The sequence below is a fragment of the Kitasatospora sp. NPDC051984 genome, assembly GCF_044593455.1.
Lineage (GTDB): Bacteria > Actinomycetota > Actinomycetes > Streptomycetales > Streptomycetaceae > Kitasatospora.
Genome location: NZ_JBIUCB010000007.1, coordinates 151432 through 177588, shown reverse-complemented (window position 1 = coordinate 177588; position 26157 = coordinate 151432). Strand labels below are relative to the sequence as shown.

Genomic DNA, 26157 nt, shown 5'->3' with positions numbered 1-26157 from the left:
GATCGGACGATCGCCGTCTTTGCCCGGGAGTCCTGCGCACGGCAGAGGCACGCTCAGCGCACCAGCACCCGCTCCCCGGACCGCGGCACCACGGCCGTCCAGCCGAGCTCCCGGTCGATCCGGTCGCGGAGCGCCTGCGCGCCCTCCGGCTCGCCGTGCACCAGGTACGTCGCGGACGGGGCGGGGGCCGGGCGCAGCCAGTCGACGATCTCGGCGGCGTCCGCGTGCGCCGAGAACGCCGGGACGTTGACGATCTCCGCCCGGACGGGCACGTAGCCGCCGTACATCTTCAACACCCGCGCGCCGTCGACCAGATCCCGTGCCCGGGTGCCGGCAGCTGCGTACCCGACCACGATCACGGTGTTGCGGGGATCGGGCAGCAGCCGGTGCAGATGGTGCACGACGCGCCCGCCGGTGGCCATGCCGGACGCGGACACCAGGATCGCGGGCAGCGCGGAGTTCTCCAGCTCCAGCGACTCCGGCAGCGACCGCACCGCCCGGAACGGCTCCGGGCTGATCGCCGCCTCGCCCCGGGCCAGCACCTCCGGACGCAGTTCGGGCGCCCGTTCGGCGAACGCGTCCTGGTAGATCCGCAGCGTGGCGAGCGCCATCGGACTGTCCACGTAGACCGGTGCGCCGCGCGACAGCCGCCCCGCGCGGCGGAGCTCGGCGAGCTCGTGCAGCACCACCTCGGTGCGGTCCACGGCGAACGACGGGATGACGACGGTGCCGCCCCGGGCCAGCGTCCGGTCGATGGCGTTCGCGAACCATTCCCGGGCCGCGGTCTCCTCGTGCCGCCGGTTGCCGTACGTGGATTCCATCAGCAGCACGTCGGCGCCGGTGAACGGGTCCGGGGGATTCAGCAGCGGGTGGACGGGCCGGCCGAGGTCGCCGCTGACGGCGAGGGTGTGGCCGTCCTCCAGCGCGAGGTGCACCCAGGACGACCCGAGGATGTGCCCGGCCGGGTGCAGGCGCAGAACCGTCCGGTCGGCGATCTCGATCTCGCTGTGGTGCGCGACGGGGTCGAACAGCTGGAGGGTCCGCTCCACGTCCTGCTCGGTGTACAGCGGCAGCGCGGGGCGGTGCTTCGACCAGCCGTGCCGGTTGGCGTGGTCGGCGTCCTCCTGGAGCAGATGGGCACTGTCGCGCAGGATCAGCTCGGCGATCCGCGCCGTGTACGGCGTGGTGAAGACCGGCCCCCGGAACCCGTCCGCCACCAGCCGGGGCAGATACCCGCAATGGTCCAGGTGCGCATGCGTGAGCACCACGCAGTGCACATCGGCGGGGTCCAGCGGCAGCGCACGGCGGTTGCGCCGCCGCAGCTCGGCCAGGCCCTGGAACAGCCCGCAGTCGATCATGACGCGGGCGTGGTCCGTCTCCACCAGAAACTTGCTACCGGTCACGGTCCCGACCCCGCCCAGGAACGTGAGCAGTCCCGGCCGGGGCGTCGGGGCGGGCTGATGATCCATGGCGGTGCCTCCCGTTGTCCGTCTCCCACCATCCACCACCGTCGGTCCCGCCGCACCGGCCACCGGGCCCGCGACACCCGCCGCGCCTGCGTGTCGCGTCCGGCCACGCTCCCGCACCGACGCGGTCAGCTCGGCTGCCGCCGGGTCCACTGCGGCTCGATCTGCTGCCACTCGGCGTCCCACTCGGCGTAGCGGCGGCGGTCCAGGACGTGCAGGGTGCCCTTCCACACCAGGGTGCAGAGCAGCGGCAGGGCGGTGACGGCGAGCAGCCCTGCGGTCAGTGCGACCGCGACGGCCTCGCCGGCGCCGGCCGGTCGCGGGACGACCTCGCCGCGTTCGTCCAGCCAGATCCGGACGGGGGTGCCGGCGGGCTGGCCGGAGGACACCACGGCGCTCGCCCGGTGGTCGGTGCCGTCGGCGTTCCAGGTGACGGCGGCCCGGGTCGAGGTGATGCCCATCGCGGCGGGAACGTCTGCGACCAGCCGAGCGGTCACCGGGTGCCGGGTGGCGGCCTCGGTCTCGGCCGCCCGGGACTGGTCCTGGTGGACGATCAGGCCGACGGCGAGCGCCGCCGGGATCCCGCCGACCGCCAGCACCAGCAGGAGCCGCCCCACCCACCACTGCACGCGGTCACTGCTCCGCCTCAGTGGGTTCTTCCGTTGCTGCGGATGCGCGTGCATGCCGCCCGCCTTCCTCACCGCTCGACCCGGCCCCGTACCCCTCCAGCTTTCCGACCTGGGCCGTCCTGCGGCATGGTCCGGACGGCCCTATTCGGCCCGACAACCGGCCCGGGCCACCGGGCCGACTCGTCCCCTCCCCGCCACCGGGAGCACGCTGGAAAGGTGGAAACGACGCGCGCGACGGCAACGGCACGGGACGGCGCCTGGGTGGTGGCCCGCCCGGGGCCGGTGAGCAGCGGGGACGGGCCGCTCGAGTGGGAGCGGCGGCCGCCGCCCGTCCCGGCTGATCGGGAGATCCTGGTCGAGGTGGAGGCTTGCGGGGTGTGCCGCACCGACCTGCACCTCGCCGAGGGCGACCTCCCGCCCCGGATGCCGCGCTGCACGCCCGGCCACGAGGTGGTCGGGCGGGTGACGTCGACCGGCCCGGGCGTGACGGAGTTCGCGGTCGGCGACCGCGCGGGAGTGGCCTGGCTGGCCGGGGTGTGCGGGCAGTGCCGGTACTGCCGCAGCGGACGGGAGAACCTGTGCCCCGCCTCGACGTACACCGGCTGGGACCGGCACGGCGGCTACGCCGGGTTCGTCACCGCCGACGCCCGCTTCGCCTACCCGCTGCCCGACGGCCCGGCCGCCGAGGAACTCGCACCACTGCTGTGCGCCGGCATCATCGGCCACCGCGCCCTGTCCCGCGCGAACCTCCCGCCGGGCGGCCTCCTCGGCATCTGGGGCTTCGGCGCCTCCGCCCACCTGACCGCCCAGATCGCCCTCGCCCGCGGCGCCCGGGTGGCCGTCTTCACCCGCGCCCCCGAAGCCCGCGACCTGGCCCGCGACCTCGGCGCGGGCTTCGCCGGCGACTCCTACGACGCCCCGCCGGAACCCCTCGACGCCGCCATCCTGTTCGCCCCGGTCGGCGAACTCGTCCCTGTCGCCCTCGCCGCCCTCGACCGCGGCGGCACCCTCGCGATCGCCGGCATCCACCTCACCGACATCCCCACCCTGAACTACCAGCACCACCTCTTCCAGGAACGCACCCTCCGCTCCGTCACCGCCAACACCCGCACCGACGGCCACGACTTCCTCACCGAGGCAGCCCGCGTCCGCCCGTCCATCCACCTCACCCGCTACCCCCTCCACCAGGCCAACACGGCCCTCACCGACCTCGCCGCCGACCACGTCACCGGCGTCGCCGTCCTCCTCCCCGACTGACCGGCGCCAACTCGCCCGCTCGTCCATGCAAGTCGCCTCCGGCAACCACCGCGCCCCCGGTCACCGGCCGATCAACCGGCCACCGATCGTCGTGCACCACTTCAAGTGGCGACACGGCGTCGCCGCCGCCATCCGTCGACGAGCCTCGCCCACTTGGAACGCAACGGCGGCCGGATCGGCGCGCAGGCGCTCGGACCGCGACCGCCCACCCTCGCCGCCGTCCCCGACCGGTGGGCCGGGGAGGCCCAGCACATCGTGGACGCCTGGCGCCCACCCACCAGGCCGCTCGGCTAGAACGAGCCGGGCTCGACGATCTCCTCGCCCTCGCCCTCGGGGACGTCGAACCGCTCGTAGAAGTCGTCCAGCGCGCCGGCCGTCACGGTCAGCGCGTTGGCGTCCTCGCGCCGGTTGCGCTCCTGCAGACGCCGAAGCAACTCGCCCTTCGGGACGGGGAAGTACAGCAGCCGCCACCGTGCACCGGCTTGGGAGACCAGCTTCTTCCACTCGTCGCGGCCCCGCTGGAGCCACAGCCCGTGGTCGAGCACCACGTCGGTTCCGGCGGCCACCAGCCCGGCCAGGCGCTCGCGGACCTCCGCGACCACCGGAGCCTCCAACTCGAAGTACCGGTGCTCGGGGTAGTCCACCCCGTAACGGCCGTGCCGGGCGTGAACCAGCTCGTCCACCGACAGCCGCGCCGCACCGGCCGGCTCCAGCACCCGGGTGGCATACGTGGTCTTACCCGACCCGGTCAGCCCGACCAGCAGGAACACCGTCGGCGTCGGACCGCCGGACGCGATGCCGGCCGAGCCCCGCAGTGCCACCGGCACCGCCGGACCCGCCGCCGCACCGAAGTCGCTCTCGTCCACACGATCCATCATCCGCCCCTTGCGACAACAACCGGGCCCGACCGGTCGGAACAGCGCGACTGCGATCGGAGGCCGCGCTCGGCATCCGCCGCTCACCGGACGGGCTGATGGCCCGCGCCCTCTCCGAGGGGCTTCCGGCCGTGCGCCGCGGCGTACACGAGCCTGAGCACGGGCAGCGACGGCCCGTCCAGGATTACCGTGCCCTCGTCGGTCCCACTCCCGCAGTCGCTGCAACCGCCAGTGGTGTCCGTTGGGGCGGCAGACCCCTCCTCGCCGCGTGATCCAGCCAACCCGGCGAACACATGCGGCCAGGGCTCCTGGGTGTCCTCACAGAGCCTCTTGGCGCCCGGAACTCTGAGCCGCGGAAACCTCGCGCGCAAATTTGATCCATGCGTCGGCTGCCGCCGCATACGCCTGCAGCAGGTTCCCCAGCTCGGGCGACATGAACGTCGGGCTCTTGCCTTTTTCCACCTTGGAAGTGTGGTCGAGGACCCGGAGATGGGCAGCTGCCTGCCCCATGGCGTAGTTCCAATCCGGCAGTTGGGAAAAGCTGGACATGTAGACCTCCAGACGGCGGGCGAGCATGCGCGCCCCGTCAGTCTCGGGCGCCCGTGATCGAGTCGCCTGTCCGCGTGGGCGGGTCGGGTGAAGCGCTGCGCGAGCCTCCGGCAAGCGAGCGTTCCGCGTTGGTGATCGCCCGACGCGGAGTACCCCACGGATCCGGCCTCGGCGTTCACTGCTGGGTCGTCGAGCGGACCATCGCACGGCTCCACGGATTCCGCCGCCTACTCATCCGCCGGGAGCTGCGCGACCACATCCATGAAACCTTTCCCGGCCTCGCCACCTGCCTGATCACACATCGACATGTCCGGCGGCAGTAGGGTCCACGCAGGGGAGGGGAAAGGGGGGCCACATGGAGCGGGCCCGGGTCCTGTTGCTGGACGCGGCTCCTGGCGAGCTGCTGGGTCGGGAACTGGAGCGTCTGCTCGGCCACGGGCTGGCCGTCACGCTGAACCTCCGGCGGGTGGCCGATCCCGCCGGGGCGCGGGCCGCCTGGGGCGGCCGGGTGGACTTCACGGACTTCGATGCCTTCGACGAGTCCGCGCTGCTCGCCGAGGCCGTCCGGGACGGACGCGGCTACCACGCGGTCAAGTCCCGGGCGGGGGTGCCGCTGCGCGCGGCGTTCCTCGCGGCGGCGACGGACGCGGGGCTGGCGAACCGGCTTCGGGTGGTCGGCCGGGCCGGGGCGGGCACCGATCACGTCGAGTTGGCGGCCGCGGCCCGTCACGGGGTCGCCGTCACCCACACTCCGGGGTCCAACGCGAATGCGGTCGCCGAGTTCGCGCTCGCCCAGCTCCTCGCCCTGGCCCGCGATCTCCCGGCACACAACGATGCCGCGCACCAAGGCAGTTGGCGCGCGCCCGCCGCACCGGCGGTGGAGCTGTCGGAGCTGACCCTGGGCATCGTCGGACTCGGGCGGATCGGCCTGGCCCTGGCCGCGCGGGCGACCGCCCTGGGTATGGAGGTCCAGGGCCTCTCGCGCCGACCGGACGAGGCGTCGGTGCCCCGGGCCCGTTCCCTCGCCGCGCTGCTGGCGACCAGTGATGTGGTCTCCCTGCACCTGCCGCTCACTCCACGGACCCGGGGGATGGTCGGTCGGGCGGAGCTCGCGCTGATGCGTCCGGGGTCGATCCTGCTGAACACCGCCCGGGGCGGGATCGTCGACGAGCAGGCGCTGGCCGATGCGCTGCGCGACCCCACGCACCCGCTCGCGGCAGCCGCCGTCGACACCTTCGAGCACGAGCACGCCGCCTTCGCCTCGCCGCTCTTCGGCCTGCCGAACGCCCTGCTCACCCCGCACGTCGCCGGGATGACCAGGGCCGCCATGGCTACGGCGGCCCTGCGCTGCGCGGACCACATCGCGGCCCTGCTCGCCGACCGCCCGGAGGGCGTGCCCGTGGCGACCGGGTGACGGCCACCCGCCGACGGCCCTCGCGGCTACGCCCGGCTCACCTCCGCCTCCGGAAGCGTCACCGCACCCGCCGCCGCAGGCTGTCGCATCGTCAGCACCAGAACCGCCAGCGCGGCAAAGATGACCGCCGCGGCAAGCCCTGTGACGTGCAGGGCCGTGGTGAACGCCTCCCGCGCGTCGCGCAGCAGCGCAGCCCCCTGCTCCGCGGGAAGCTGCTGCGCGGCAGCGACCGCGCCCGCGAGGGAGTCGGAGGTGCCGTGCATGCCGTGCCGGTAGACGATCGCGGCCAGCACGCCGAGCAGGGCGAACCCGAGCGAGCCGCCGAGGTAGTTGCCGGTCTCCGACATGGACGCGGCGGAGCCGGCCCGTTCCGGGGGGACGGAGCCGAGGACGAGGCCGGTGCCGAGGGCGAACAGCGGGCCGGTGCCGAGGGCGAGGACGGTGATGCCGGTCATCGCCAGCGGCAGGGCGCCGTCCCCGTCGACGGCGGCCAGCAGCAGGCCGCCGAGTGCCGAGAGGGCCAGGCCGCCCGCGATCGCGGCGGTCTGCTTCATCCGGCGGGCGAGCGCGGGTGCGGTCATGGTGCCGACGGCCACGCCGATGCCCATGGGGGCGAACAGCACCGCCGAGACGGCCGGCGAGTGGTCGAGCACGTTCTGCAGGTACTGGGTGACCAGCAGCCCGGTGCCCGCCATCGCGACGCCCGCGAGGACCAGCCCGACCAGGACGGCCGTGAACGGCCGACTGCGCAGCAGGCGGAGGTCCAACAGCGGGGAATCGACCCGGAGTTGACGCCGGACGAAGAGCATCCCCAGCACCGCGCCGACCACCAGCGCGACGGCCGGCCAAGCCGAGGCCCCGCCCGAAATGCCGTCCACGGCCAGCTGCTTGATGCCGTACACCAGCAGCATCATCGCCGCCAGCGACAGCCCGACGCCCGCCGGGTCCAGGCGGCCGGCGCGGTCGCTGCGGAACTCGGGGAGCAGCGCCGGCCCGGCGATCAGCAGGAGCAGCATCGGCGGTACGGCGATCAGGAACACCGATCCCCACCAGAAGTGCTGGAGCAGCACGCCGGCCAGCACCGGCCCGAGCGCGCCGCCGGCGAACTGGCCGGTGGCCCAGATGGCGATGGCCCGGCCGCGTGCCCGCTCGTCGCGGAACATGTTGGTGATGAGCGACAGCGTGGAGGGGGCCAGGGTCGCTCCGGCGACGCCCAGCAGGGCCCGCACGACGATGAGCATCAGCGGATCGACCGCGAAGGCGGCCACCACCGAGAGCACCGCGAACGCGGCGGCGCCGGTCAGCAGCAGGCGCCGACGGCCGATCCGGTCGCCGAGGGTGCCCATGGTGATGACCAGGCCGGCCACCATGAGGCCGTAGCTGTCGCTGATCCACAGCTGTTGGACGTTGTCCGCCCCGAGGTCGGCGCTGAGCCGTGGCAGCGCCAGCAGCAGCGCGGTCACGTCCATCGCGACGATCAGGGTCGGCAGCATGAGCAGGGCCAGTCCCCACCGTGCCCGGTCGACTCGCATCTCCGAAAGCTCCTTCTTCACCTGTTCCCGACGTTTCGCCGGATGGTCGGAGCGGCCGAGCGGTTCTTGACACCCCCGCCCGTCCCGGCGGGCAAAGAATTTCTCGTCCGGAACTCGCCCGGAAGATGTCAAGACCGCGTCGACGGCTCCGACCACACCCCGAGGGCCCCGGCCGGGGCCGCCGAACAACGAGGAGTGCGAGATGAAGTTCCTGATCGGCCTGCACATCAACCCGGCGGTGCTGGACGCGCTGACCGACGAGGAGAAGGCGGGTCTCGGCGCCGGCCACGGCAGGTTCATCCAGACGCTGAAGGACTCCGGCGAGCTGATCCTCACGCAGGCGCTGGTGGATCCGTCGCAGTCGGCGGTGGTGTCGGTGCGGGGCGGGCAGACGGTGGTGACGGACGGCCCGTTCCTGGAGGCGAAGGAGTTCCTGGGCGGCTTCTACCTGGTGGACTGCGAGAACAAGGAGCGGGCGGTCGAGCTGGCGGCGCAGATCCCGGACGCGGCGATCGCGGGTCTGGGGGTGGAGGTGCGTCAGGTGATGTTCTCCGACGGAAACCTGGAGGCATGACAGCAACCGACTTCGAGGGCCTGCTGCGTGAGCTCGCGCCGCAGGTCCTCGGCACGCTGGTCCGCCGGTACGGCCGGTTCGAGGGATGCGAGGACGCCGTCCAGGAGGCGGTGCTGGCGGCGGCCGTGCAGTGGTCGGCGGAGGGTGTGCCGGACAGTCCGCGCGGCTGGCTGGTGACGGTGGCGTCGCGGCGGCTGGTGGACCAGGTGCGCAGTGACCGGGCGCGCCGCGAGCGGGAGTGGGCGATGGCTGCGGAGGTGGTGCCGGAGGAGGTGCCTGGCACCGACGACACGCTGGTGCTGCTGTTCCTGTGCTGCCATCCGACGCTGACGGCGGCGTCCCGGACGGCGTTGACGCTGCGTGCGGTGGGTGGTCTGACGACGGCGGAGATCGCCCGCGCGTTCCTGGTGCCGGAGGCGACGATGGCGGCCAGGATCAGCCGGGCCAAGCAGCGGATCCGGGCGGCGGGCAGCCGGTTCGTGCTGCCGGTCGGCGCGGAGCGCGAGGAGCAGCTGCGGGTGGTGCTGCACGTGCTCTACCTGATCTTCAATGAGGGCTACATCGCCTCCTCGGGCAGCGAGTTGCACCGCGCGGACCTCGCCCGCGAGGCGATCCGGCTGACCAGGACGGTGCATGAACAGCTGCCGGGCGACAGCGAGGTGACGGGGCTGCTGGCGCTGATGCTGCTGACGCATGCCCGCCGGGAGGCGCGGGCGACGGCGTCCGGCGATCTGGTGCCGCTGGACGGGCAGGACCGCTCGAAGTGGGACCGCGCGCTGCTGGGCGAGGGCATGGCGCTGGTCCGGGCGTCGCTGGCGGATCCGGCGCTGGGGCCGTACCAGTTGCAGGCCGCGATCGCGGCGACGCACGCCGACGCGGCCACCGCGGCGGAGACCGACTGGCCGCACGTGCACGCGCTGTACCTGGTGCTGGAGCGGATCGCGCCCAATCCGATGGTGACGCTCAACCGTGCGATCGCCCTCGCCGAGACCGAGGGCCCGGCCGCGGGCCTGGCGCTGCTGGCCGCCCTGGACGAGGACGGGCGGCTGGCCGGCCACCACCGGCTGCTGTCGGTGCGGGCGCACCTGCTGGAGCGGAGCGGCGACCTGGCCGGGGCGTTCGCGCACTACCGACGTGCCGCGAAGGCCACCGCGAGCCTCGCCGAGCAGCGCCATCTGGAGTTCCGGGCGGCCCGGGTGCGGACCCAGCAGTCGCGTCCATGACATGAGGTCATGCCCCTGACAGCGGAGCCGGAACTCCACATGCGTCGATCCGGGGCCGCGCCTAGCGTGGGGAAAGGACATCGTCGATCCGACGATGACGTCCGTCCTTCCCCGAGGAGGCGTATCCGATGCTTGCCCAGACCGTGCTTACTCCGCACCGGGCGACGACGCCCGAACTCGGCGCCGTGCGGGCGCTGATGACCGAAGACGAGTCGACGGTCAGCGACGCCCCGCTGTACCGCCCCGAGGCGCTCGGCCTGCTCCTGCTCGCCCTGTTGCTCTCCCCGAAGGGTCCCAAGGAGAAGAAGTAGCACCGACCCGGCATCAAATCGGAAAACCCGGAAGAATCGGAAGAAAGTAGCAGACCCCATGCCGTTCGCCGAATCGCCCCAGCGGGAGTTCGCTGCCGCGACCGAGTGGGCGGCAGGCCGCACCCTCGACGCTCTCACCGGCGCCGAGGGCGCGGCTCTTCCCGCCCCCGCCGCGCCGGAGCCGCAGGCCCTGCTGGCCGGAGTCCGGGTACTGGGCCCGGACGTGTTCGCCCCGACCCTGCTCACCGGCGTCCCGACCCCGCCGGAGACCGCCGAGCTCGCCGCCGAGGCGTTCCGGCTGTTCCCCTCCGACGAGTCCGGGATCCACGTGTGGCGCGACCGGGCCACCGCCGAACTCCTCTCCCTCGCCGGCTACCCCGTCCTGGCCCCGCCCCCGCCCCCGCCGCCCGACCCGGGCGAGGACGGCTGGCAGCACTGGTCGGTGCGAATGGCGCAGCTGTCCTGCCTCGCCCTGCCGACCCTGGACGGCCCGGTGCACCGGCTCGCCCACGAACACCCGCTCGCACTCGCCCGCGGCGCCGCCCGCGCCGTGCTGCGCCGCGACCACCGCACCGCCGCCCGGCTGGTCCGCTGGCTGGCCTGGCTGCAGCACACCGGCACCCCGTCCGCGCTGGAACTACCGCCGCTGCTGCGGCAGTTGGCGCTGACCGGCGACGGCACCGCGCGCAGCGCCCTCGACCTGGCCGTCGCCCAGCACCTGGCCGCCGCATGAACCCGGCCGTGCTCGCCGACGCCCACCGGCTGGCCACCCGCTCGCTGGAGTGGCTGCACACCGCGCACGAGCAGGGCCTCGGCGCCCTGCCACCCGACGGAGGGGCCGACCTCTCCGACCCCGACAACGCCTACAAGCCGATCGGCGAATGCGCCCTCGCCGCCTCCCTGGTACTGCGCGAGACCGTCTCCGGCCCGACCGAACGGGAACGTGCCCGGGTGCTGCTCGACTTCGGCTGGCAGCAACTGCGCCAGGGCGACCTGCTGTACGAACGGCAGTTCCGGCACATGCTGCTCAGCGACCCGCTGGAGACCTACCTGCACTTCCACCGGGCCGGCTACCGGCACCCATCGCTCGACGAACTCCTGCGCGGCCTCGACGGGTTGCGCGCCACGCACGCCGTGGAGTCGATGCCGAACCGGCGCCTGGCCGTCGCCAACGCCCGGCACGTGATCGGACTGGAGAGCCGACCCGCCTGGGACGCGCTCGCCACCGCGACCTGGCTCGGCGCCCGGCCCGAACCCTGGGCGATCGACTGGATGACCGCCTACAGCGTCACCCACACCGTCTTCCACCTCACCGACTGGGGCGCTCTGCCCGACCGGCTGCCCGCGCCGCTGCGCGAGTACCTGGCCGCCTGGCTGCCGGTGTGGGCCGACATCTGGCAGGAGACCGGCCAGTGGGACCTGCTCGGCGAACTGCTGATCGTGGACGCCTGCCTGCCCGAGCCGGTGTGCGACCCGCGGAGCTGGGAGCACCTGCTCGCCGCCCAGCGCGAGGACGGCCTGCTGCCACGCGACCTGGACCCGGTCGACGAGGACCCGGCGCGCGCCTTCAAGGACAACGAACACACCGCCGTGGTCGGCGTGGTGGCCGGCACCCTCACCCTCGCCCGCGCCCTCCGGTGAACCCGCACCTCACGGCACTCGCCCGGACCGTACCGCGCGGGTCCGCCATCGCCCTCGCCACCGTCTCCCCCGACGACGGCGAACAACTGCTCTGCCACGGCCGAACGGACGGCCTCTCCAGCGAGCCGGTCACGCCGGACACCGGCTTCGAACTCGGGTCGGTCAGCAAGACGTTCACGGCCCTGCTGCTCGCCGAACTGGTCGCCCGGAACGACCTGAGCCTCCAGGACACCGTCACCGTCTCCGACACCCCGCTCACCCTCCTCCACCTCGCCACCCACACCTCCGGCCTCCCCCGCCTACCGCCCGGCCTGCGGCGCTCGGCACTGCCCTCCTGGTTCACCAACCCGTACGCGGCCTACTCCGCCGCGGACCTGGACCTGGCCATGACCCGAACTCGCCTGCGGCACAAGCCCGGTGACGGGGTGCACTACTCCAACTACGGCGTCGGCCTGCTCGGCCGGACCCTCGCCGAACGCACCGACAGCACCTATCCGGCGCTGCTCGCCGTCCGCGTCGCCGGACCGCTCGGACTCACCGGCACCGGCTGCGAGCCCGGCGCCGCCGTCGGCCACCTGCACGGACGTCCGCTCCCGCCCTGGGAGATCCCCGCCCTGCCGGGCGCCGGCGCCGTCCGCTCCACCGCCCGCGACCTGCTGCGCTACCTGACCCTCCACCTCGACCCGGCCGCCGCCCCGAGCACCCCGCTGGAAACCGCGCTCCACGACGTCCAGCAACCGCGCCTGGTCAAACCCCGTTCCACGGACCGCATCTGCCTGGTCTGGAACCTCCGCCCGACCCCCGACGGCGATGTCCTCTTCCACTCCGGCGGCACCCGCGGCTGCACGTCCTTCATCGCGTTCTCCCCCCAACGCGGCACCGCCCTGGCCGCGTTGACCAACGCCGGCCCCCGGGTCGACGGCCGCTTCATCCAGACCGGCTACCGGCTCTTCCGCGCGCTCTGACGCAGAACGGGCCGCCGACGCCGGCTGCGTCGACGGCCCGTCGGATGCTCTCAACCGGTCAGGCGGCGAACCAGCCGGTCAGGTCCGCGGTGACGTTCACGTTCCCGGTGGAGTTGTAGAACACCACCCGCCCGTCCACGACCGGGACCAGCACCTGGTGCGAAACCGTCTGGCCCGCCACGTAGTTGAGGCTGGAGGTACCAGGACGGTCGGTGCCGTGCGGGTAGGCGGTCAGGTACCCGGTGGCGGTCGAGTCGGTGGCCGTGACGTTCAGCAGTACGGCGGTGGCGCCGGACGGCACGCCATCGACGCCGCCGACCTGGAAGCTAACGATGCCGCCCGCGCCGACGGTGCCCTGGCGGGCGCCGGTGCCGTCGCGGGTGTCGAGCAGGCGCAGCGGGGTGGCGGGGCTGAAGGTGCTGGTGCCGGTCGCCGAGTAGTAGCCGGTGACGTCGGCGATCAGGTCGACGGTGCCGGCGCTGTTGTGCAGGTCGACCTTGCCGTTCACCACGGGGACGGTCACCAGGTTGGAAACGGTCCGGCCGGGGGTGAAGTTGAGGTTCGACGTGCCGGGCAGCGGCTGCCCGTCGGCGTGGGCGGTGATCCAGCCGGTCCCGGTCGGGGACACGGCCGTCACGTTCATGACCACGGCGGTGACGCCGTCGGCCGGGACGCCCTTGACGCCCGTCACCTGCACGGCAGCCGTCTGGCCCGCGCCGATGCGGGCCTTGGGCGCGCCGGTGCCGTCGCGGGTGTCGAGGAAGCGGGCGGGGGTGATCGGCGTGAGGGCGGAGCCCTGGTCGGTGGCGTCGGTGTAGTAGCCGGCGAGGTCGGCGACCAGGTCGAGCGTCCCGGTGTCGTTGCGCAGGTCGATCTTGCCGTTGACCACGGGCACCGTCAGCTCGTTGGCGGTGGTGCGGTGGGCGGCGAAGGTCAGGCTCGGCACCGCGGACTGGCCGGCGGTGAGGTGTCCGTCCTCGCTGGGGTCGACGGCGGTCACGTTCAGCACGACGGAGGTGACGCCGGTGGCCGGGACGCCGTTGGCGCCCGTCACCTGCAGGCTCGTCGTCTGGCCCGCGCCGATGCGGGCCTTGGACGCGCCGGTGCCGTCGCGGGTGTCCAGCAGCCGGGCCGAAGTGAGCGGCACGAAGCGGGACTTGACGGGTGTGTCGGCCGCGGTGACCTCGAAGGCGTTCGGCACGTAGCCCGGCGAGGCCTGTCCCGGGGTGTAGCCCATGCCGTCGCGCAGCAGGTCGTACGTGCCGGGTGCCAGGTTCCTGGTGTCGACGAGCACGTTCAGCACGGTGCCGTCGGCGTTCACCGACTGCGGCCAGACCAGGCTGTTCGTGGAGCTCTGCGCCAGCTTGATCTTGCTGCCCATCGTCAGGCCGGTGCCGCGGATCACGGCCGGCAGCAGGGTGCCGGCCCGGCCGGTCGCCGGGGCGATCGTCTGCGGCGTGCCGTAGTCGGGCCTCGAACCCCCGGCCAGGCCCTGGACGGTGTACTCGACCGGGGTCGGGGACTTGTCCGGGGTGACCATCAGCAGCGCCCGGCCGCCGGTGGAGCTCCAGTTCGTGCAGGCGCCGCCGAACTGGCCGTAGTTCTGGAAGCACTGGTAGCTGTTGTAGGAGTCGGTCCACTCGTTCGGGCCGGAGATCGCCAGCCACGGCGCCAGGTAGGGCCCGGCGTTGCTGGTGGTGCCCGCCACGGTGATGCCCTGACCGGCCTTCAGGTCGATCACGCCGCAGTACGCGGTGTCGGTCTCGGTGAGCATGCCGCTGTGCTGCGGGAAGCCGTTCGCCGACAGCACGTTGGACGCGCACTCGGGGGCCCAGCCGTCCGCCCCGCCGACCTTCCAGGCGTCGACGTTCGCGTGGACCGCCTTGCCCTGGTAACCGGACGCGACCACCAGGGCCACGTACGAGGTCGAACCGGTCATCTTGCAGGAGACGCCCCACTGCCGGCACTGGACCTTGCCGTCGGCGTCCACCGCCATCAGCAGCGTGCCGGCCTCGTAGCGGTTGCCGGTGGTGCGGCTGGTCAGCCAGAACTTGTCGGTGGCCGCGCCGGTGATCCGCACGCAGCGGGCGTCCAGCGCCGAGGTGAAGTCGAACGGGGTGGACGGGCCGCCGACGGCGGTCGAGGAGCGGGTGGTGCACGGCGCGCTCGGCGAGATGTCCCGGCGCACCATCTTGTAGGTGTCCGTCTGGCCGCCGGCCAGCACCGCCGTGTACGAGGTGCCCGGGGTGAACCGGCAGGTGGTGGTGGAGCTGCCTTGCGTCGAGCAGACCTCGGCGCCGGTGCCGTCGGTGATGGACACGGACGCGTTCACCTGGTTCAGGTTGTTCGCGTAGTCCAGCATTTCGGCGGGCGCGTGCTGGTCGGCCGGGATGCTCAGGCAGCGCTGCGGGTCGGTCGCGTTCAGCGAGACCTCGGTGCCCCAGGAGCCGCCGTAGCCGGACTGCGGCCAGGCGGTGCAGCCCGCGTCGCTGTCGGTCCGGTGGACGATCACCCCGTACGGCTTGCCGGCGCCGGCGGTGAGCACGGCCCGGAACGGGGCGGTGCCGGTCAGCTTGCAGGCCGCGTAGCCGTAGCCGCCGTTGTCGCACTGCTTGGCGCCGCCCGCGTCGTCGATCTCGACGGTGGCCGCGGCTCCGTCGGTGGGCGGCCGGTTGAGCAGGTACAGGCCCTTGCCGGAGGCGGTCGGCAGGGTCAGGCAGCGGGCCTGCCCGGCGCTGTCGAAGGTGCCGGTGACGGCGCCGGAGGCGAAGCCGTCGTCGGGGGTGGCGGTGCAGCCGCGGGTCTCGGTCGCCGAGCGCAGCGTCATCCCGTAGGCGCCCACGTCACCGGAGTCGCCGTCCAGCACCCAGGTGTGGTCGCCGGCGGTCAGCGTGCAGTCGGTGCTCTGGCAGCTGTCCAAGGTGCCGTCGGTGCGGAACAGCCGACCGCGCAGGTACGTCCCGGAGTTGTTCACCCAGCTGTACTGGTAGCGGCCGTCGGCGGCCACCCGCAGGGTGCGGCAGCGGGTGGTGGAGGTCAGGTCGGGGGCCTCGCCGTAGGCCTGCGGCTCGACGGTCGCGCAGCCCTCGGGCCGGGACAGCCGGGCGGCGGCGAAGGTGTAGTTGACCGCCTGGCCGGAGACCTGCTGGACCGTCGCCCGGTAGGGCGCGGTACCGGTCAGAGCGCAGTCCAGGCCGCTGCTCGAGTTACCGGTGGTGTAGGAGTCGCAGATCCGCTTGCCGGCGCCGTCGTAGACGGTCCAGGTGGCCTGGTAGTTCGGCCCGTAGGTGCGCAGCAGGTCGCCCGGGGCGAGGTCGGTGGTGTAGCAGTCACCGACCGCGCCGGTGCCCAGCGAGCCGCTGAACGACTTCGCGGTGCCCAGCTTGCTGTCGTCGCCGGCCACCGTCCTGCACGCGCCGGTGGACAGCAGCGGCAGGTAGGCGACGGAGATCGAGTTCGCCCCGTAGGCGTTGGTCAGGTTCAGGGTGTACGTGCCGGCCTGCCCGGTCGCGCAGCGGAACGCGCCGGAGGCGTAGGAGATCACGTTCTCGCAGGCGACGGTCGAGCCGTCGGGCGCGGTCAGCGTCCTGGTCAGGCTGTACTGCTGGGTGGCGAGCACCTGGAAGAGGACCAGGTCGTGGTCCTGCGTCACGTTCAGCGTCGAACTCGCGGTGCCGGACCCGTCCATCGTGCAGGTGACGGGTGCCTTCGGGTCGAGCTCCGCCGGGCAGGCCCCGGTCGGGTCGGACTCCTGCAGCGCCTTCGCGGCCGCCTGGTGCTCGGCCTGCGGGTCCGGCTTCGGCGCGGCCTTCGGTTCGGCTTTCGGTTCGGCCTTCGCCTCCGGTCCCCCCGCGCGCGGCGCCTCGGCCGCGGGCTTGGCGGCGTCGGACGACCCGCCGGCCGCCGCGAAGGCGGTGCCGGACTGGGCGACCAGCGAGGTCAACAGCAGCGCGCCCGCCGCGAACACACCGACGGCGCGTCGGTGCCTGCCGGACGACGGCAGCAATCTCATCGGAACCCCCCAAGGTTCGTCGCTCAACGCCCGTGCCGATCACCGACGTTCGAGCAGCCGGAGTCTAGGGCCGTGCACGCACCATCGCCACCACAATTCGGACACATTTCCGGACGGCCCGGCGGCATGCCGGCGCCCCTTCTTGACGTCGAGCTTGAAGTTGATGGCGGAGATGATGCCGCCGCCGAACTCCTCGTGAACGAGTGTCCACCACCGGCTACGACGGCCCGACCGGCCTCGGCACCCCGCACGGCACGGCGGCCTTCACCGGCTGACGCTCGGACAGACCCACCGACGGGCGGTGGCGCGCAGGGACTCCCCCTCTCCTGCGCGTCACCGCCCTTGTTCCGTTGTGGGTGCGGCCGTCAATGATCAGGACGAGGAGTCAGGACGCGGCGGGGCGGATCAGCCGGTCGTCGGGGATGACGGCGACGCCGAGGATCTCGATCATCGCCTCGGGCTGCCACAGCGCGGGGGTGCCGATGCCGGCCATCGCCGGGTAGACCGGCCCGACGAGTTCGCGCCAGACCTCGCCGATCTGCTTGCCGTGCGCCTGGTAGTCGGGGATGTCGGTGAGGTAGAGCGTGATGCTCACCAGGTCCTCCGGCCGCCCACCGGCCTCGGCGAGCGTGGCGAGCACGTTGCCGAAGGCCTGCCGGAACTGTTCGACGATGCCGCCGGGGACGATCCGCATGTCCCGGTCGAGGGCGGTCTGGCCGCCGAGGTGGAGGGTGTTGCCGCAGAGCGTGCCGTGCGAGTAGCCGCGCGGTTCGGGCAGCGACGCGGGGTTGACCGGGACGGGGGCCGAGTAGCTCGCCATGGAGGACTCCTGCGGGTCTGGTAACCGTCTGGTGCTGTCGGGTGTCTTCGGTGCGCGTCACCGTAGCAGCTATTGACAGTCCTGTGACGGTCGCAGAACCATTGAAACAACGCTCCCGGCACCGGGCGGCGTGCAGCGGTGCCGAAGTGGAGGTTCCTCCCATGCGTCTCGCAACGGTCACCCGCCCGGGCGGCGGCAGCAGTGCCGCGGTGCTCCGGGGTGAGGTCTGGCACGCGCTCCCGGCCCCCGACCTGTCGGCCTTCCTCCGCACCGGCGCCACGCCGCAGCCCGGTGAGCCGATCCCCGGCGCCGTCCCCGTGCTGCCGCTGCCCACGCCGGGCAAGGTGCTCTGCTGCGGGCTGAACTACGCCGAGCACATCCGCGAGATGGGACGTGAACTCCCGTCCCACCCCACGCTGTTCGCGAAGTTCGCGGACACGCTGGCCGGGCCGCAGGACGACCTGGTGCTGCCGCGCGGCCTCCAGCTGGACTGGGAGGCCGAGCTCGCGGTGGTGGTCGGCGCCACGCTGCGCCGCGCCGACCGGGCGGCGGCGCTGGCCGGGATCGCGGGCTACACGGTGGCGAACGACGTCTCGGTGCGGGACTGGCAGAACCGGACGGCGCAGTGGCTCCAGGGCAAGGCCTGGGACGGGTCCTGCCCGGTCGGCCCGGTCGTGGTCACCCCGGACGAGGTGGACCCGGCGGCCGGACTTGAGGTGGTCTGCCGGGTCAACGGCGAACAGGTGCAGCGCGACAGCACCAAGACGCTGGTCTTCGACGCCGCCGACCTGCTGGCCTACATCTCCACGTTCACCGTGCTGCGCCCGGGCGACCTGGTCCTCACCGGGACGCCCGGCGGCGTCGGCGCCGCCCGCGACCCGCAGCGCTTCCTGGCCGACGGCGACGTGCTGGAGACGTCGATCTCCGGCATCGGCACCCTGCGCAACACGGTGCGCCTCACCGACTGACCCCGCACCACCGTCGTACACGGCACCGCCGACGATCCAGCAGAGCGAACTCTCTCGAACCGACCCTCAACGACGAGGAGCTTCCCATGGACCCCACCCCCGGCAACTCCCCCGACTACAGCTCGTACCTGCTGGAGGGCGACAACTCGGTGTACGCCACCGAGAGCGGCCTGGTGGTCCCGGTGGTGACCAGGGCGGGCAACGAGCCCGCCGACACCGGGCAGTCGGCGGGCGCCACCCGGATCTCCGGCGTCAGCATCCAGCACACCCCGGCGAAGCGGCTGTGGTTCGGCAAGGTCGGCAACGAGCCCGGCTACCGGTCGGTGCCGCATCACCACGGCGAGGCGGAGACCGGCGGCTACGTGCTGTCGGGCCGGGGCCGGATCTACTTCGGCGCGAAGTTCGCCGACTACGTCGATCTCGCCGAGGGCGACTGGGTGTTCGTCCCGCCGTTCATGCCGCACGTGGAGTGCAACCTCGACCGCAACCGCCCGCTGACCTGGATGACCACCCGCACCCCGGAGAACATCGTGGTCAACCTGCCCGAGGTGCCGGACGCGGAGCTCCCCGACTGGCTGGAGCGGCCCTGATGGCCGACACCACCTCGGAGTTCTTCGCCGCGGCCGTCGCCCTGGAGCCCGTCGCACCCGAGCACTTCGACCTCGCGTTCACCGCCGTCACCCAGCCCTGTCCGTGGCCGAAGGCGTACGGCGGCGACCTGGTCGCGCAGGCGGCGGCCGCGGCGATGCGCTCGGTCGGGGACGGCAAGGTGCTGCACTCGATGCACTCGTACTTCATGCGCCCGGCCGAGATCGGCGAACCGGTGCGCCACGAGGTCGAGTTGCTGCGCGACGGCCGCGGCTACGCGACCCGGCAGGTGCGCGCCTACCAGCGCGGCAAGGCGCTGTACGTGTGCCTGGCCAACTTCGCGGCGGGCGAGCCCGGCGGCAGCTTCGCCGCCGCGCCGCCCGGCGGTCTGCCCGGCCCTGATGAACTGCTCGGCTCCGCCGCCTACTTGGCGGACCGCGAGGGCGGCACCATGACCGAGGCGTCCAAGGAGTACTGGTCGGCGGGGCGCAGCTTCGACCTGCGGCACGTACCGGGCCCGGTGTACCTGGACGTCGAGGGCGGGCGGGCGCCGCACCAGGCGGTCTGGGTGCGGCCGTTCGACGCGCTGCGGCCGGTGGAGGGGCTGAGCGACGCGCAGCGGGACGCGGCGGCGCTGGCGTACGTGTGCGACTACACGATCCTGGAGCCGGTGCTGCGGGTGCTGGGCCTGGGGTGGGCGCGGCCGGGGCTGGTCACGGCGAGCCTGGACCATGCGATGTGGTTCCACCGCCCGCCGCGCCCGGGGGTGTTGGACGGCTGGCTGCTGTACGCGCAGCAGGCGGTGGCGGCGGAGTCCGGCCGGGGTCTCGGCGAGGGCCGGTTCTTCACGCCGGACGGTGTGCATCTGGCGACGGTGCTCCAGGAGGGCATGATCCGGGCGGGGGACGGCAGATGACGGAGTCGGGTTTCCGTGACACGTTCGCGCGCGACCACCTGCCGCCGGCCGGGCAGTGGCCGGTGCTGGAGTTCACCACCGAGTCGCTGCACTACCCCGAACGCCTGAACGCCGCGGTGGAGTTGCTGGACCGTCAGGTCGCCGCGCTGGGCCCGGACCGGCCGGCGCTGCGCACGCCGGGCGGGGAGGTGTGGACGTACGGCGAGTTGCAGCTGCGGTCGGCGCAGGTGGCGCAGGTGCTGACCGAGGATCTGGGCCTGGTGCCGGGCAACCGGGTGCTGCTGCGTTCGCCGAACAATCCGTGGGCGGTGGCGGCCTGGCTGGGCGTGCTGCGGGCCGGCGGGATCGCGGTGGCCACCATGGCGGCCTTGCGGGCACGGGAGTTGGGGCCGATCGTGGCGAAGACCCGGCCGGTGCTGGCGCTGGTGGACCACCGATTTTTGGAAGAGATGAGGGGCTTGGACGAGGTGCGGGGCCTCCCGGAGCTCACGGTGGTGCCGGTCGGCGGCAGCGCGAAGGACGACCTGGTGCAGCGGGCGGCGGGCAAGGAGGGCCGGTTCACGGCGGTGGACACGGCGGCGGACGACGTGGCGCTGTTCGGGCCGACCTCGGGGACCACGGGCGTCCCGAAGATCACCGTGCACTTCCACCGCGATCTGCTGTCGATCGACAACACCTTCGGCACCTCCACCCTGCGGCTGCGCCCGGACGACCTGGTGGCCTGCACGGCGCCGCTGGCGTTCACCTTCGGGCTGGGCATGCTGGTGGTGTTCCCGCTGCGGGCGGGCGCGTGCGCGTTCCTGACCGAGTCGGCGACGCCGGCGCAGCTGGCCGAGCTGGTGGCCGAGCACGGGGTGACGGTGCTGGCGACGGCGCCGACCGCGTACCGGCAGATCGTCAAGTCCGGTCTGACGCATCGGATTTCATCTCTGCGCGTGGCGGTGAGCGCGGGCGAGCACATCCCGCTGGAGGTGTGGGAGCAGCTGCGGGCGGAGACCGGTCTGCGAGTGGTGGACGGCATCGGCGCGACGGAGTTGCTGCACATCTTCATCTCGGCCGCGGGTGACGAGATCCGCCCGGGCGCGACGGGCCGGCCGGTGCCGGGGTTCCGGGCGACGGTGCTCGGCCCGGACGGCGAGGAGCTCGGCCCGGGCGAGGAGGGGCGGCTGGCGGTGATCGGCCCGGTCGGCTGCCGGTACCTGGACGACGAGCGCCAGGCCGACTATGTGCTCAACGGCTGGAACGTCACCGGCGACACCTTCGTCCGCGACGAGGACGGCTACTTCTGGTACCGGGCGCGCAGCGACAACATGATCGTCTCGTCCGGCTACAACATCGCCGGGCCCGAGGTGGAGGCCGCCGTGGACACCCATCCGGACGTGGTGGAGTCGGCGGTGGTGGCCGCGCCCGACGCCGAACGCGGCTCGGTGGTCTGCGCGTTCGTGGTGCTGCGGCCGGGCGCGGCGGCGGACCCGGCGACGGCCCGCAGCATCCAGGACCACGTGAAGCGGCAGCTCGCGCCGTACAAGTACCCGCGCGAGGTGCGGTTCGTCGAGGCGCTGCCGCGCAATCCGAGCGGCAAGCTCCAGCATTTCCGGCTGCGCAGGCTCGTCGAGGACTCGGCAGTGGAGGGCACGGCATGAGGATCGCGGTGGTCGGCGGCGGCCCGGGCGGGCTGTACTTCGCCGCGCTGATGAAGCAGTTGGACCCCTCGCACCGGGTGACGGTGTGGGAGCGCAACGCCCCCGAGGACACCTTCGGCTTCGGTGTGGTGTTCTCCGACGAGACGCTGACCGGCATCGCGGGCGCGGACGAGGTGGTGCACGCCGCGATGGAGCGCGGCTTCGCCCGCTGGACGGACATCGACGTCGACTTCAACGGCCACCGGTTCACCGTCGGCGGGCAGGGGTTCGCCGCGATGGGCCGCAAGGACCTGCTGGAGATCCTCCAGCGGCGCGCCGCGGAGCTCGGCGTGCGCGTCCGCTACCGCACCCCGGCGCCGGGCGTCGAGGAACTGCGGGCCACCCACGATCTGGTGCTGGCGGCGGACGGTGTGCACTCCGCCGTGCGGACCTCGCTCGCCGAGGCGTTCCGCCCGTCGCTGGACACCCGGCACAACAAGTACATCTGGCTCGGCACCGACCTGGTCTTCGAGGCGTTCCAGTTCTTCGTCAAGCAGACGGAGTGGGGAACCATGCAGATCCACGGCTACCCGTACTCGGCGACGGGCTCGACGTTCATCGTGGAAATGCACGAAGAGGTGTGGCGGCGGGCCGGTTTCGACCGCACCGCCGGGCGGGAGTTCGGGCCGGGCGAGTCCGACGACGACGCGGTCTCCCGGATCGCGGAGATCTTCGCCGAGGAGCTGAAGGGCCACCAGGTCTTCACCAACAAGTCGCGCTGGCTGAACTTCACCACCGTCCGCAACGAGCGCTGGTACGACGGCAACGTGGTGCTGCTCGGCGACGCCGCGCACACCGCGCACTTCTCGATCGGCTCCGGCACCAAGCTCGCCATGGAGGACGCCCTGGCGCTGGCGGCCTGCCTGCACGAACGGGCAACCGTTCCCAAGGCGTTGGCCGCGTACCAGGAGGAGCGCCGGCCGGTGGTCGAGTCGACCCAGCGGGCCGCGCAGGCCTCGCTGGAGTGGTTCGAGAACATCGGCATGTACGCCGACCAGGAGCCCGCCCAGTTCGTCTTCAACCTGCTGACCCGCTCGCGCCGGATCACCTTCGAGAACCTGAAGGAACGCGACGCGGAGTTCGCCGCGCTGGTGGAGGGCGACTTCGCCCGGCAGCAGGGGCTGGCGGCGGCGCCGGCCATGTTCCAGCCGGTGCGGATCGGCGAGTTGGAGCTGAACAACCGCGTCGTCGTCTCGCCGATGGACATGTACTCCGCGGTGGACGGCGTGCCCGGCGACTTCCATCTGGTGCACCTGGGTTCGAAGGCGCTCGGCGGCGCGGGCCTGGTGATGAGCGAGATGGTCTGCGTCTCCCCCGAGGGCCGGATCACGCCCGGCTGCGCGGGCCTGTGGAACGACGCGCAGCGCGACGCCTGGCATCGCACCACCTCCTTCGTGCACCAGCACAGTTCGGCGAAGATCGGCCTCCAGCTCGGCCACTCGGGCCGCAAGGGCTCGACCCGGCTGATGTGGGACGGCATCGACGAGCCGCTCCCCGACGGCAACTGGGAGGTGATCGGGCCGTCGGCGCTGCCGTACGGGCCCGGCTGCCACGTGCCGCGCGAAGCGACCCGCGCCGACCTCGACCGGGTGCTCGCCGACTTCGAGGCGGCGGCGCGGCGCGGGGTGGAGGCGGGCTTCGACCTGATCGAGGTGCACGCCGCGCACGGCTACCTGCTGTCCTCCTTCCTCTCCCCCGTCGCCAACCGCCGCACCGACGCGTACGGCGGCAGCCTGCCCCGGCGCCTGCGTTTCCCGCTGGAGGTGTTCGACGCCGTCCGGCGGGCCGTGCCGGAGCGGATCCCGGTGACGGTGCGCATCTCGGCGACCGACTGGCTGCCGGACGGCACCACCGAGGAGGACGCGGTGGAGATCGCCCGGGCCTTCGTCGAGCACGGCGCGGCCGCGATCGACGTCTCCTCCGGGCAGGTCGCCAGGAACGAGAAACCGGCCTACGGGCGCTCCTACCAGACGCCGTTCGCCGACCGGATCCGCCACCGGGTGGCGGCCCCGGCGGGGGTGCAGGTGATCGCGGTGGGCGCGATCTCCTCCTGGGACGACGTCAACTCGATCCTGCTGGCCGGCCGCGCCGACCTGTGCGCACTGGGCCGCACCCACCTGTACGACCCGCAGTGGACGCTGCACGCGGCGGCCGAACAGGACTACCGCGGCGCGGGCGCCGACTGGCCGGTGCAGTGGCGGGCCGGACGCCGCCGCCCGCCCACCGCGCGCACCGACCGCGTCCCGCCCCGGCTGTCGCTGCTGCGCGACGGCGCCCCCGCCACCGTGCACCTGCGGTGGACGCCGGACCGGATCGGGGCTCCCGCGTGAGGGCCCGGGGTGCGGTCCGATCATCGGTTCGACGTCCGTCATACTCACTGGGATGAGCGAGACACTCGGCGGGACGAGCGGGGCACTCGGCGGGACGGCCGAGCCCACGGACGACGCCCGGCCCACCGCGGCACGCCGTTCCCGCACCGTGCTGGTCACCTTCCTCGGCGCCGTCGTCCGCAAGCTGGGCAACTGGATGCCGATCGCCGGCACCGTCGAACTGCTCACCCAGGCCGGCCTGGACGCCTCCAGCGTCCGCACCGCGGTCTTCCGGCTCAAGCAGCGCGGCTGGCTGGAGGCCCAGACCCGCTCCGGCGTCCGCGGATACGCGCTGACGCCCGCCGCGCTGGAGGCACTGGCCGCCGGCGACGAGGTGATCTGGCACGCCCGGCAGCCCGCCGACCTCGCCGACGGCTGGTGCCTCGTCAACTTCTCCGTCCCCGAGTCCGCCCGCGCCAGACGCCACCAACTGACCGCGCACCTGGCCGCACTCGGCTTCGGCAACATCGGCGCGGCGGTGTGGATCGCCCCCGCCCGCATGCTCCCCGCCGCCGGGCGCGCCATCGACGAACTCGGCCTGACCGACCAGTGCGCCCTCTTCACCGGCGACCACGTCGGCGGGCAGGACCTCGCCGCGATGGTCCGCAAGGGCTGGGACCTGGACGAAATCGACCGCCGCTACCGGGAGTTCCTCACCGACCGCACCGCCGAGGCCGACCGCCTGGCCGCGACCGCGTTCGTGGACGGCCGGGACGCCTTCACCGGCTACCTGTCCGTGGTCGACGACTGGCGCAAACTCCCCTTCCGCGACCCGGGCCTGCCCCCGCAGGTCCTGCCCCCCGACTGGTCCGGCCCCGCCGCCGTCCACCTCTTCGAACAACTCGTCGCCGCCCTCGAGGGCCGCGCCCTCGCCCACGCCGCGCCGTACTGGTCGCCCCGCTAGGCCGTTTTTCGAGCCGAACGAAATGCGGCCTAGCCGGCGGGCAGTTCCTCGGCCGGCAGCCGGCCGGCCTTGACGGCCTTGACCAGCGCCCGGTGGTCGCGTTCGTTCTGGTCCGCGTACGCCTCGGCGAACGACACCAGCGCGTGGTCGAACACGTCCTTCTTGCCCAGGTACGCGGCGATGGCGATCCGGTCGCCGGAGCGGGCGTGGGCGCGGGCCAGAGTGAATCCGCAGACCTCGCCGAAGACCTGCATGCCGGACGGCAGCAGGTCCTCGGCGACCACGATGCCCTTCCAGTCGCGCAGTTGGCGGATGTAGAAGTCGCGCTGCCGGTCGTCGAGGCCCCGCACCCGCTCCCAGCCGAGGAAGATGTCGCTGGCGGCCTGCATCAGCCGCTGGCCGGCCACCACCCGCTCGCCCTGGTTGTGGTACTCGCTGGCGCCGACGTGGGCGGCCAGTACGGACGGGCCGGCCTCCTTGGCCTGCAGGAACAGCGGGTCCTGGCCGTCCCGGCCGAGCATCAGGAAGATCCAGCAACGGGTGCCGACGCTGCCGACGCCGACCACTTTGCGGGCCACGTCCACCAGCCGGTAGTCGGCCAGCAGGGTGCGCCGGTCGGAGCTGAGGGTGCTGCCGTAGCGTTCGAGCAGACTACGGAACTCCCGTTCCAGCGCGGCACGTTGCATCTCCGGCAGCAGTTCGTCGATGGGCATCAGCAGCGGCGGGTCGGGGGCGATCCGTACCTCACCGTCGATCACCCGGGTGAGTTTGCCGAAGACCTGGAGGCTGTCCCGGGTGCGGGCCTTGGCCATGCTGCGGGCCAGCATCGTCCGGCCGCGCTTGTGGAGGCGCCCGGTGGCCAGGGCCTGGAGCTGGGTGGAGTCCATCCGGGTGTACCAGAGGTCGAGGTTGCCCAGGGCGGCGAAGCGGGTCATCGACTCGCGGTACGACCGGACGGTGGCCCGCACGATGTCGGCCCGCACCTTGTCGTCGAAGTCGTTGGCCCGCCCGGCGATCACCAGGCTGGCCGCCAGCCGCTTGACGTCCCATTCCCAGGGGCCGGGCAGCGTCTCGTCGAAGTCGTTGATGTCAAACAGGAGTTGACGCTCCGGCGAGGCCAGCAGCCGGAAGTTCAGCATGTGGGCGTCGCCGCACAGCTGGGCCCGGATGCCGGAATCCGGCGAGCCCGCCAGGTCCGAGGCCATGATCGCGGCGGCGCCCCGGTAGAACCGGAACGGCGACTCCATCATCCGGGCGTAGCGGATCGGCACCAGCTCGGGCAGCCGGACCGCCGACTGCGCCTTCAGGATCTTCAACGGATCCGGCCGGTCCTTCGCCGCCCGGAACTCCGCATGACTCGAACGCGGGGCACGCCGCCGGGCCTCCCGCCCGAGCGCCACCCGCTCCTCGGGCGTCGCGTTCGGCACGGCCCGGATCGCCGTGGTCGACTCCTGGTCCATCC

23 protein-coding genes and 1 pseudogene are annotated in these 26157 nt (G+C 73.0%); 15 read left to right on the top strand and 9 right to left on the bottom strand.

The features are described from left to right. Nucleotides 1-53 precede the first annotated feature (53 nt). Both ACIHEI_RS16605 and ACIHEI_RS16600 read right to left on the bottom strand, forming a co-directional pair. The gene (locus tag ACIHEI_RS16605) at nt 54-1403 is read right to left on the bottom strand and encodes an MBL fold metallo-hydrolase RNA specificity domain-containing protein (RefSeq protein ID WP_396607100.1); all 1350 of its coding nucleotides are present in this window, start codon (nt 1401-1403) and stop codon (nt 54-56) included. Between the two features lie 191 nt (nt 1404-1594). Further along, nucleotides 1595-2095 (bottom strand): hypothetical protein, encoded by a 501-nt coding sequence (locus ACIHEI_RS16600; protein ID WP_396607099.1) that lies wholly within the window; start codon nt 2093-2095, stop codon nt 1595-1597. Between the two features lie 216 nt (nt 2096-2311). On the opposite strand from ACIHEI_RS16600, the gene ACIHEI_RS16595 reads away from it, so the two are divergent. Beyond that, the gene (locus tag ACIHEI_RS16595) at nt 2312-3352 is read left to right on the top strand and encodes a zinc-dependent alcohol dehydrogenase family protein (protein ID WP_396607098.1); all 1041 of its coding nucleotides are present in this window, start codon (nt 2312-2314) and stop codon (nt 3350-3352) included. Nucleotides 3353-3505: 153 nt separating this feature from the next. Next, nucleotides 3506-3646, top strand: coding sequence for a hypothetical protein (locus ACIHEI_RS16590; protein ID WP_392945829.1), 141 nt, complete (start codon nt 3506-3508; stop codon nt 3644-3646). On the opposite strand, the gene ACIHEI_RS16585 is transcribed toward ACIHEI_RS16590, so the two are convergent. Continuing rightward, a complete protein-coding gene (locus ACIHEI_RS16585) occupies nt 3643-4218 on the bottom strand; it encodes an AAA family ATPase (protein WP_396607097.1) in 576 nt (191 codons plus the stop codon). The genes ACIHEI_RS16590 and ACIHEI_RS16585 overlap by 4 nt on opposite strands. A gap of 327 nt (nt 4219-4545) precedes the next feature. Then, nucleotides 4546-4776, bottom strand: coding sequence for a hypothetical protein (locus tag ACIHEI_RS16580; protein ID WP_396607096.1), 231 nt, complete (start codon nt 4774-4776; stop codon nt 4546-4548). A 355-nt stretch (nt 4777-5131) separates the two neighbouring features. Here ACIHEI_RS16580 and ACIHEI_RS16575 point away from each other — a divergent pair, with 355 nt between their 5' ends. After that, a complete protein-coding gene (locus ACIHEI_RS16575) occupies nt 5132-6190 on the top strand; it encodes an NAD(P)-dependent oxidoreductase (protein WP_396607095.1) in 1059 nt (352 codons plus the stop codon). A 26-nt stretch (nt 6191-6216) separates the two neighbouring features. Here ACIHEI_RS16575 and ACIHEI_RS16570 read toward each other — a convergent pair whose 3' ends face one another. After that, nucleotides 6217-7722 carry an MFS transporter gene (locus ACIHEI_RS16570; RefSeq protein WP_396607094.1) on the bottom strand — a complete coding sequence of 502 codons (1506 nt, stop codon included), beginning with the start codon at nt 7720-7722 and terminating at the stop codon, nt 6217-6219. 202 nt (nt 7723-7924) lie between these two features. Here ACIHEI_RS16570 and ACIHEI_RS16565 point away from each other — a divergent pair, with 202 nt between their 5' ends. The 6 genes from ACIHEI_RS16565 to ACIHEI_RS16540 all read left to right on the top strand — a co-directional run bounded on the left by ACIHEI_RS16565 (nt 7925) and on the right by ACIHEI_RS16540 (nt 12436). Next, nucleotides 7925-8296, top strand: coding sequence for a YciI family protein (locus ACIHEI_RS16565; RefSeq protein WP_387864110.1), 372 nt, complete (start codon nt 7925-7927; stop codon nt 8294-8296). Continuing rightward, the gene (locus tag ACIHEI_RS16560) at nt 8293-9519 is read left to right on the top strand and encodes an RNA polymerase sigma factor (protein ID WP_396607093.1); all 1227 of its coding nucleotides are present in this window, start codon (nt 8293-8295) and stop codon (nt 9517-9519) included. Before ACIHEI_RS16565 ends, ACIHEI_RS16560 begins: the two co-directional genes overlap by 4 nt. Before the next feature lie 128 nt (nt 9520-9647). After that, complete coding sequence (locus ACIHEI_RS16555; RefSeq protein ID WP_396607092.1) at nt 9648-9830, top strand: hypothetical protein; 183 nt, start codon at nt 9648-9650, stop codon at nt 9828-9830. A 58-nt stretch (nt 9831-9888) separates the two neighbouring features. Next, a complete protein-coding gene (locus tag ACIHEI_RS16550) occupies nt 9889-10563 on the top strand; it encodes a hypothetical protein (RefSeq protein WP_392945813.1) in 675 nt (224 codons plus the stop codon). Then, nucleotides 10560-11471, top strand: a complete 912-nt coding sequence (locus ACIHEI_RS16545) for a DUF6895 family protein (RefSeq protein ID WP_387646779.1) — start codon at nt 10560-10562, stop codon at nt 11469-11471. The genes ACIHEI_RS16550 and ACIHEI_RS16545 overlap by 4 nt, the downstream gene beginning before the upstream one ends. Next, nucleotides 11468-12436: a serine hydrolase domain-containing protein gene (locus ACIHEI_RS16540; protein ID WP_396607091.1), complete on the top strand. Its 969-nt coding sequence runs from the start codon at nt 11468-11470 to the stop codon at nt 12434-12436. The genes ACIHEI_RS16545 and ACIHEI_RS16540 overlap by 4 nt, the downstream gene beginning before the upstream one ends. A gap of 58 nt (nt 12437-12494) precedes the next feature. On the opposite strand, the gene ACIHEI_RS16535 is transcribed toward ACIHEI_RS16540, so the two are convergent. From ACIHEI_RS16535 to ACIHEI_RS16525, 3 genes and pseudogenes are all read right to left on the bottom strand, one after another. Continuing rightward, complete coding sequence (locus ACIHEI_RS16535) at nt 12495-16448, bottom strand: cell envelope integrity protein TolA (RefSeq protein WP_396607090.1); 3954 nt, start codon at nt 16446-16448, stop codon at nt 12495-12497. A 39-nt stretch (nt 16449-16487) separates the two neighbouring features. Further along, nucleotides 16488-16652, bottom strand: a pseudogene (locus tag ACIHEI_RS16530) (hypothetical protein); the annotation flags it as partial. Nucleotides 16653-16833: 181 nt separating this feature from the next. Further along, on the bottom strand, nt 16834-17268 hold the full coding sequence (locus ACIHEI_RS16525; RefSeq protein WP_396607089.1) for a RidA family protein: 435 nt from the start codon (nt 17266-17268) through the stop codon (nt 16834-16836). Nucleotides 17269-17429: 161 nt separating this feature from the next. Here ACIHEI_RS16525 and ACIHEI_RS16520 point away from each other — a divergent pair, with 161 nt between their 5' ends. The 6 genes from ACIHEI_RS16520 (at nt 17430) to ACIHEI_RS16495 (ending at nt 24695) form a co-directional block, all read left to right on the top strand. Beyond that, a complete protein-coding gene (locus tag ACIHEI_RS16520) occupies nt 17430-18236 on the top strand; it encodes a fumarylacetoacetate hydrolase family protein (RefSeq protein WP_387864123.1) in 807 nt (268 codons plus the stop codon). An 86-nt stretch (nt 18237-18322) separates the two neighbouring features. Beyond that, entirely contained in the window at nt 18323-18826 is a 504-nt protein-coding gene (locus tag ACIHEI_RS16515; RefSeq protein WP_387646796.1) for a cupin domain-containing protein, read from the top strand. Continuing rightward, entirely contained in the window at nt 18826-19740 is a 915-nt protein-coding gene (locus ACIHEI_RS16510; protein ID WP_396607088.1) for an acyl-CoA thioesterase, read from the top strand. The genes ACIHEI_RS16515 and ACIHEI_RS16510 overlap by 1 nt, the downstream gene beginning before the upstream one ends. After that, nucleotides 19737-21383 carry an AMP-binding protein gene (locus ACIHEI_RS16505; protein WP_396607087.1) on the top strand — a complete coding sequence of 549 codons (1647 nt, stop codon included), beginning with the start codon at nt 19737-19739 and terminating at the stop codon, nt 21381-21383. The genes ACIHEI_RS16510 and ACIHEI_RS16505 overlap by 4 nt, the downstream gene beginning before the upstream one ends. Beyond that, nucleotides 21380-23752, top strand: coding sequence for a bifunctional salicylyl-CoA 5-hydroxylase/oxidoreductase (locus ACIHEI_RS16500; RefSeq protein ID WP_396607086.1), 2373 nt, complete (start codon nt 21380-21382; stop codon nt 23750-23752). Before ACIHEI_RS16505 ends, ACIHEI_RS16500 begins: the two co-directional genes overlap by 4 nt. A gap of 52 nt (nt 23753-23804) precedes the next feature. Next, nucleotides 23805-24695, top strand: a complete 891-nt coding sequence (locus ACIHEI_RS16495; protein ID WP_387864134.1) for a PaaX family transcriptional regulator C-terminal domain-containing protein — start codon at nt 23805-23807, stop codon at nt 24693-24695. A 29-nt stretch (nt 24696-24724) separates the two neighbouring features. On the opposite strand, the gene ACIHEI_RS16490 is transcribed toward ACIHEI_RS16495, so the two are convergent. Further along, nucleotides 24725-26155: a DUF2252 domain-containing protein gene (locus ACIHEI_RS16490; protein WP_396607085.1), complete on the bottom strand. Its 1431-nt coding sequence runs from the start codon at nt 26153-26155 to the stop codon at nt 24725-24727. Between the last annotated feature and the right edge of the window lie 2 nt (nt 26156-26157).

Coding starts and splice junctions, on each gene's coding strand:
- ACIHEI_RS16560 (WP_396607093.1), top strand. CDS start 8,293: ATGACAGCAACCGACTTCGAGGGCCTGCTGCGTGAGCTCGCGCCGCAG.
- ACIHEI_RS16555 (WP_396607092.1), top strand. CDS start 9,648: ATGCTTGCCCAGACCGTGCTTACTCCGCACCGGGCGACGACGCCCGAA.
- ACIHEI_RS16550 (WP_392945813.1), top strand. CDS start 9,889: ATGCCGTTCGCCGAATCGCCCCAGCGGGAGTTCGCTGCCGCGACCGAG.
- ACIHEI_RS16575 (WP_396607095.1), top strand. CDS start 5,132: ATGGAGCGGGCCCGGGTCCTGTTGCTGGACGCGGCTCCTGGCGAGCTG.
- ACIHEI_RS16565 (WP_387864110.1), top strand. CDS start 7,925: ATGAAGTTCCTGATCGGCCTGCACATCAACCCGGCGGTGCTGGACGCG.
- ACIHEI_RS16580 (WP_396607096.1), bottom strand. CDS start 4,776: ATGTCCAGCTTTTCCCAACTGCCGGATTGGAACTACGCCATGGGGCAG.
- ACIHEI_RS16535 (WP_396607090.1), bottom strand. CDS start 16,448: ATGAGATTGCTGCCGTCGTCCGGCAGGCACCGACGCGCCGTCGGTGTG.
- ACIHEI_RS16515 (WP_387646796.1), top strand. CDS start 18,323: ATGGACCCCACCCCCGGCAACTCCCCCGACTACAGCTCGTACCTGCTG.
- ACIHEI_RS16545 (WP_387646779.1), top strand. CDS start 10,560: ATGAACCCGGCCGTGCTCGCCGACGCCCACCGGCTGGCCACCCGCTCG.
- ACIHEI_RS16500 (WP_396607086.1), top strand. CDS start 21,380: ATGAGGATCGCGGTGGTCGGCGGCGGCCCGGGCGGGCTGTACTTCGCC.
- ACIHEI_RS16520 (WP_387864123.1), top strand. CDS start 17,430: ATGCGTCTCGCAACGGTCACCCGCCCGGGCGGCGGCAGCAGTGCCGCG.
- ACIHEI_RS16495 (WP_387864134.1), top strand. CDS start 23,805: ATGAGCGAGACACTCGGCGGGACGAGCGGGGCACTCGGCGGGACGGCC.
- ACIHEI_RS16490 (WP_396607085.1), bottom strand. CDS start 26,155: ATGGACCAGGAGTCGACCACGGCGATCCGGGCCGTGCCGAACGCGACG.
- ACIHEI_RS16510 (WP_396607088.1), top strand. CDS start 18,826: ATGGCCGACACCACCTCGGAGTTCTTCGCCGCGGCCGTCGCCCTGGAG.
- ACIHEI_RS16505 (WP_396607087.1), top strand. CDS start 19,737: ATGACGGAGTCGGGTTTCCGTGACACGTTCGCGCGCGACCACCTGCCG.
- ACIHEI_RS16525 (WP_396607089.1), bottom strand. CDS start 17,268: ATGGCGAGCTACTCGGCCCCCGTCCCGGTCAACCCCGCGTCGCTGCCC.
- ACIHEI_RS16570 (WP_396607094.1), bottom strand. CDS start 7,722: ATGCGAGTCGACCGGGCACGGTGGGGACTGGCCCTGCTCATGCTGCCG.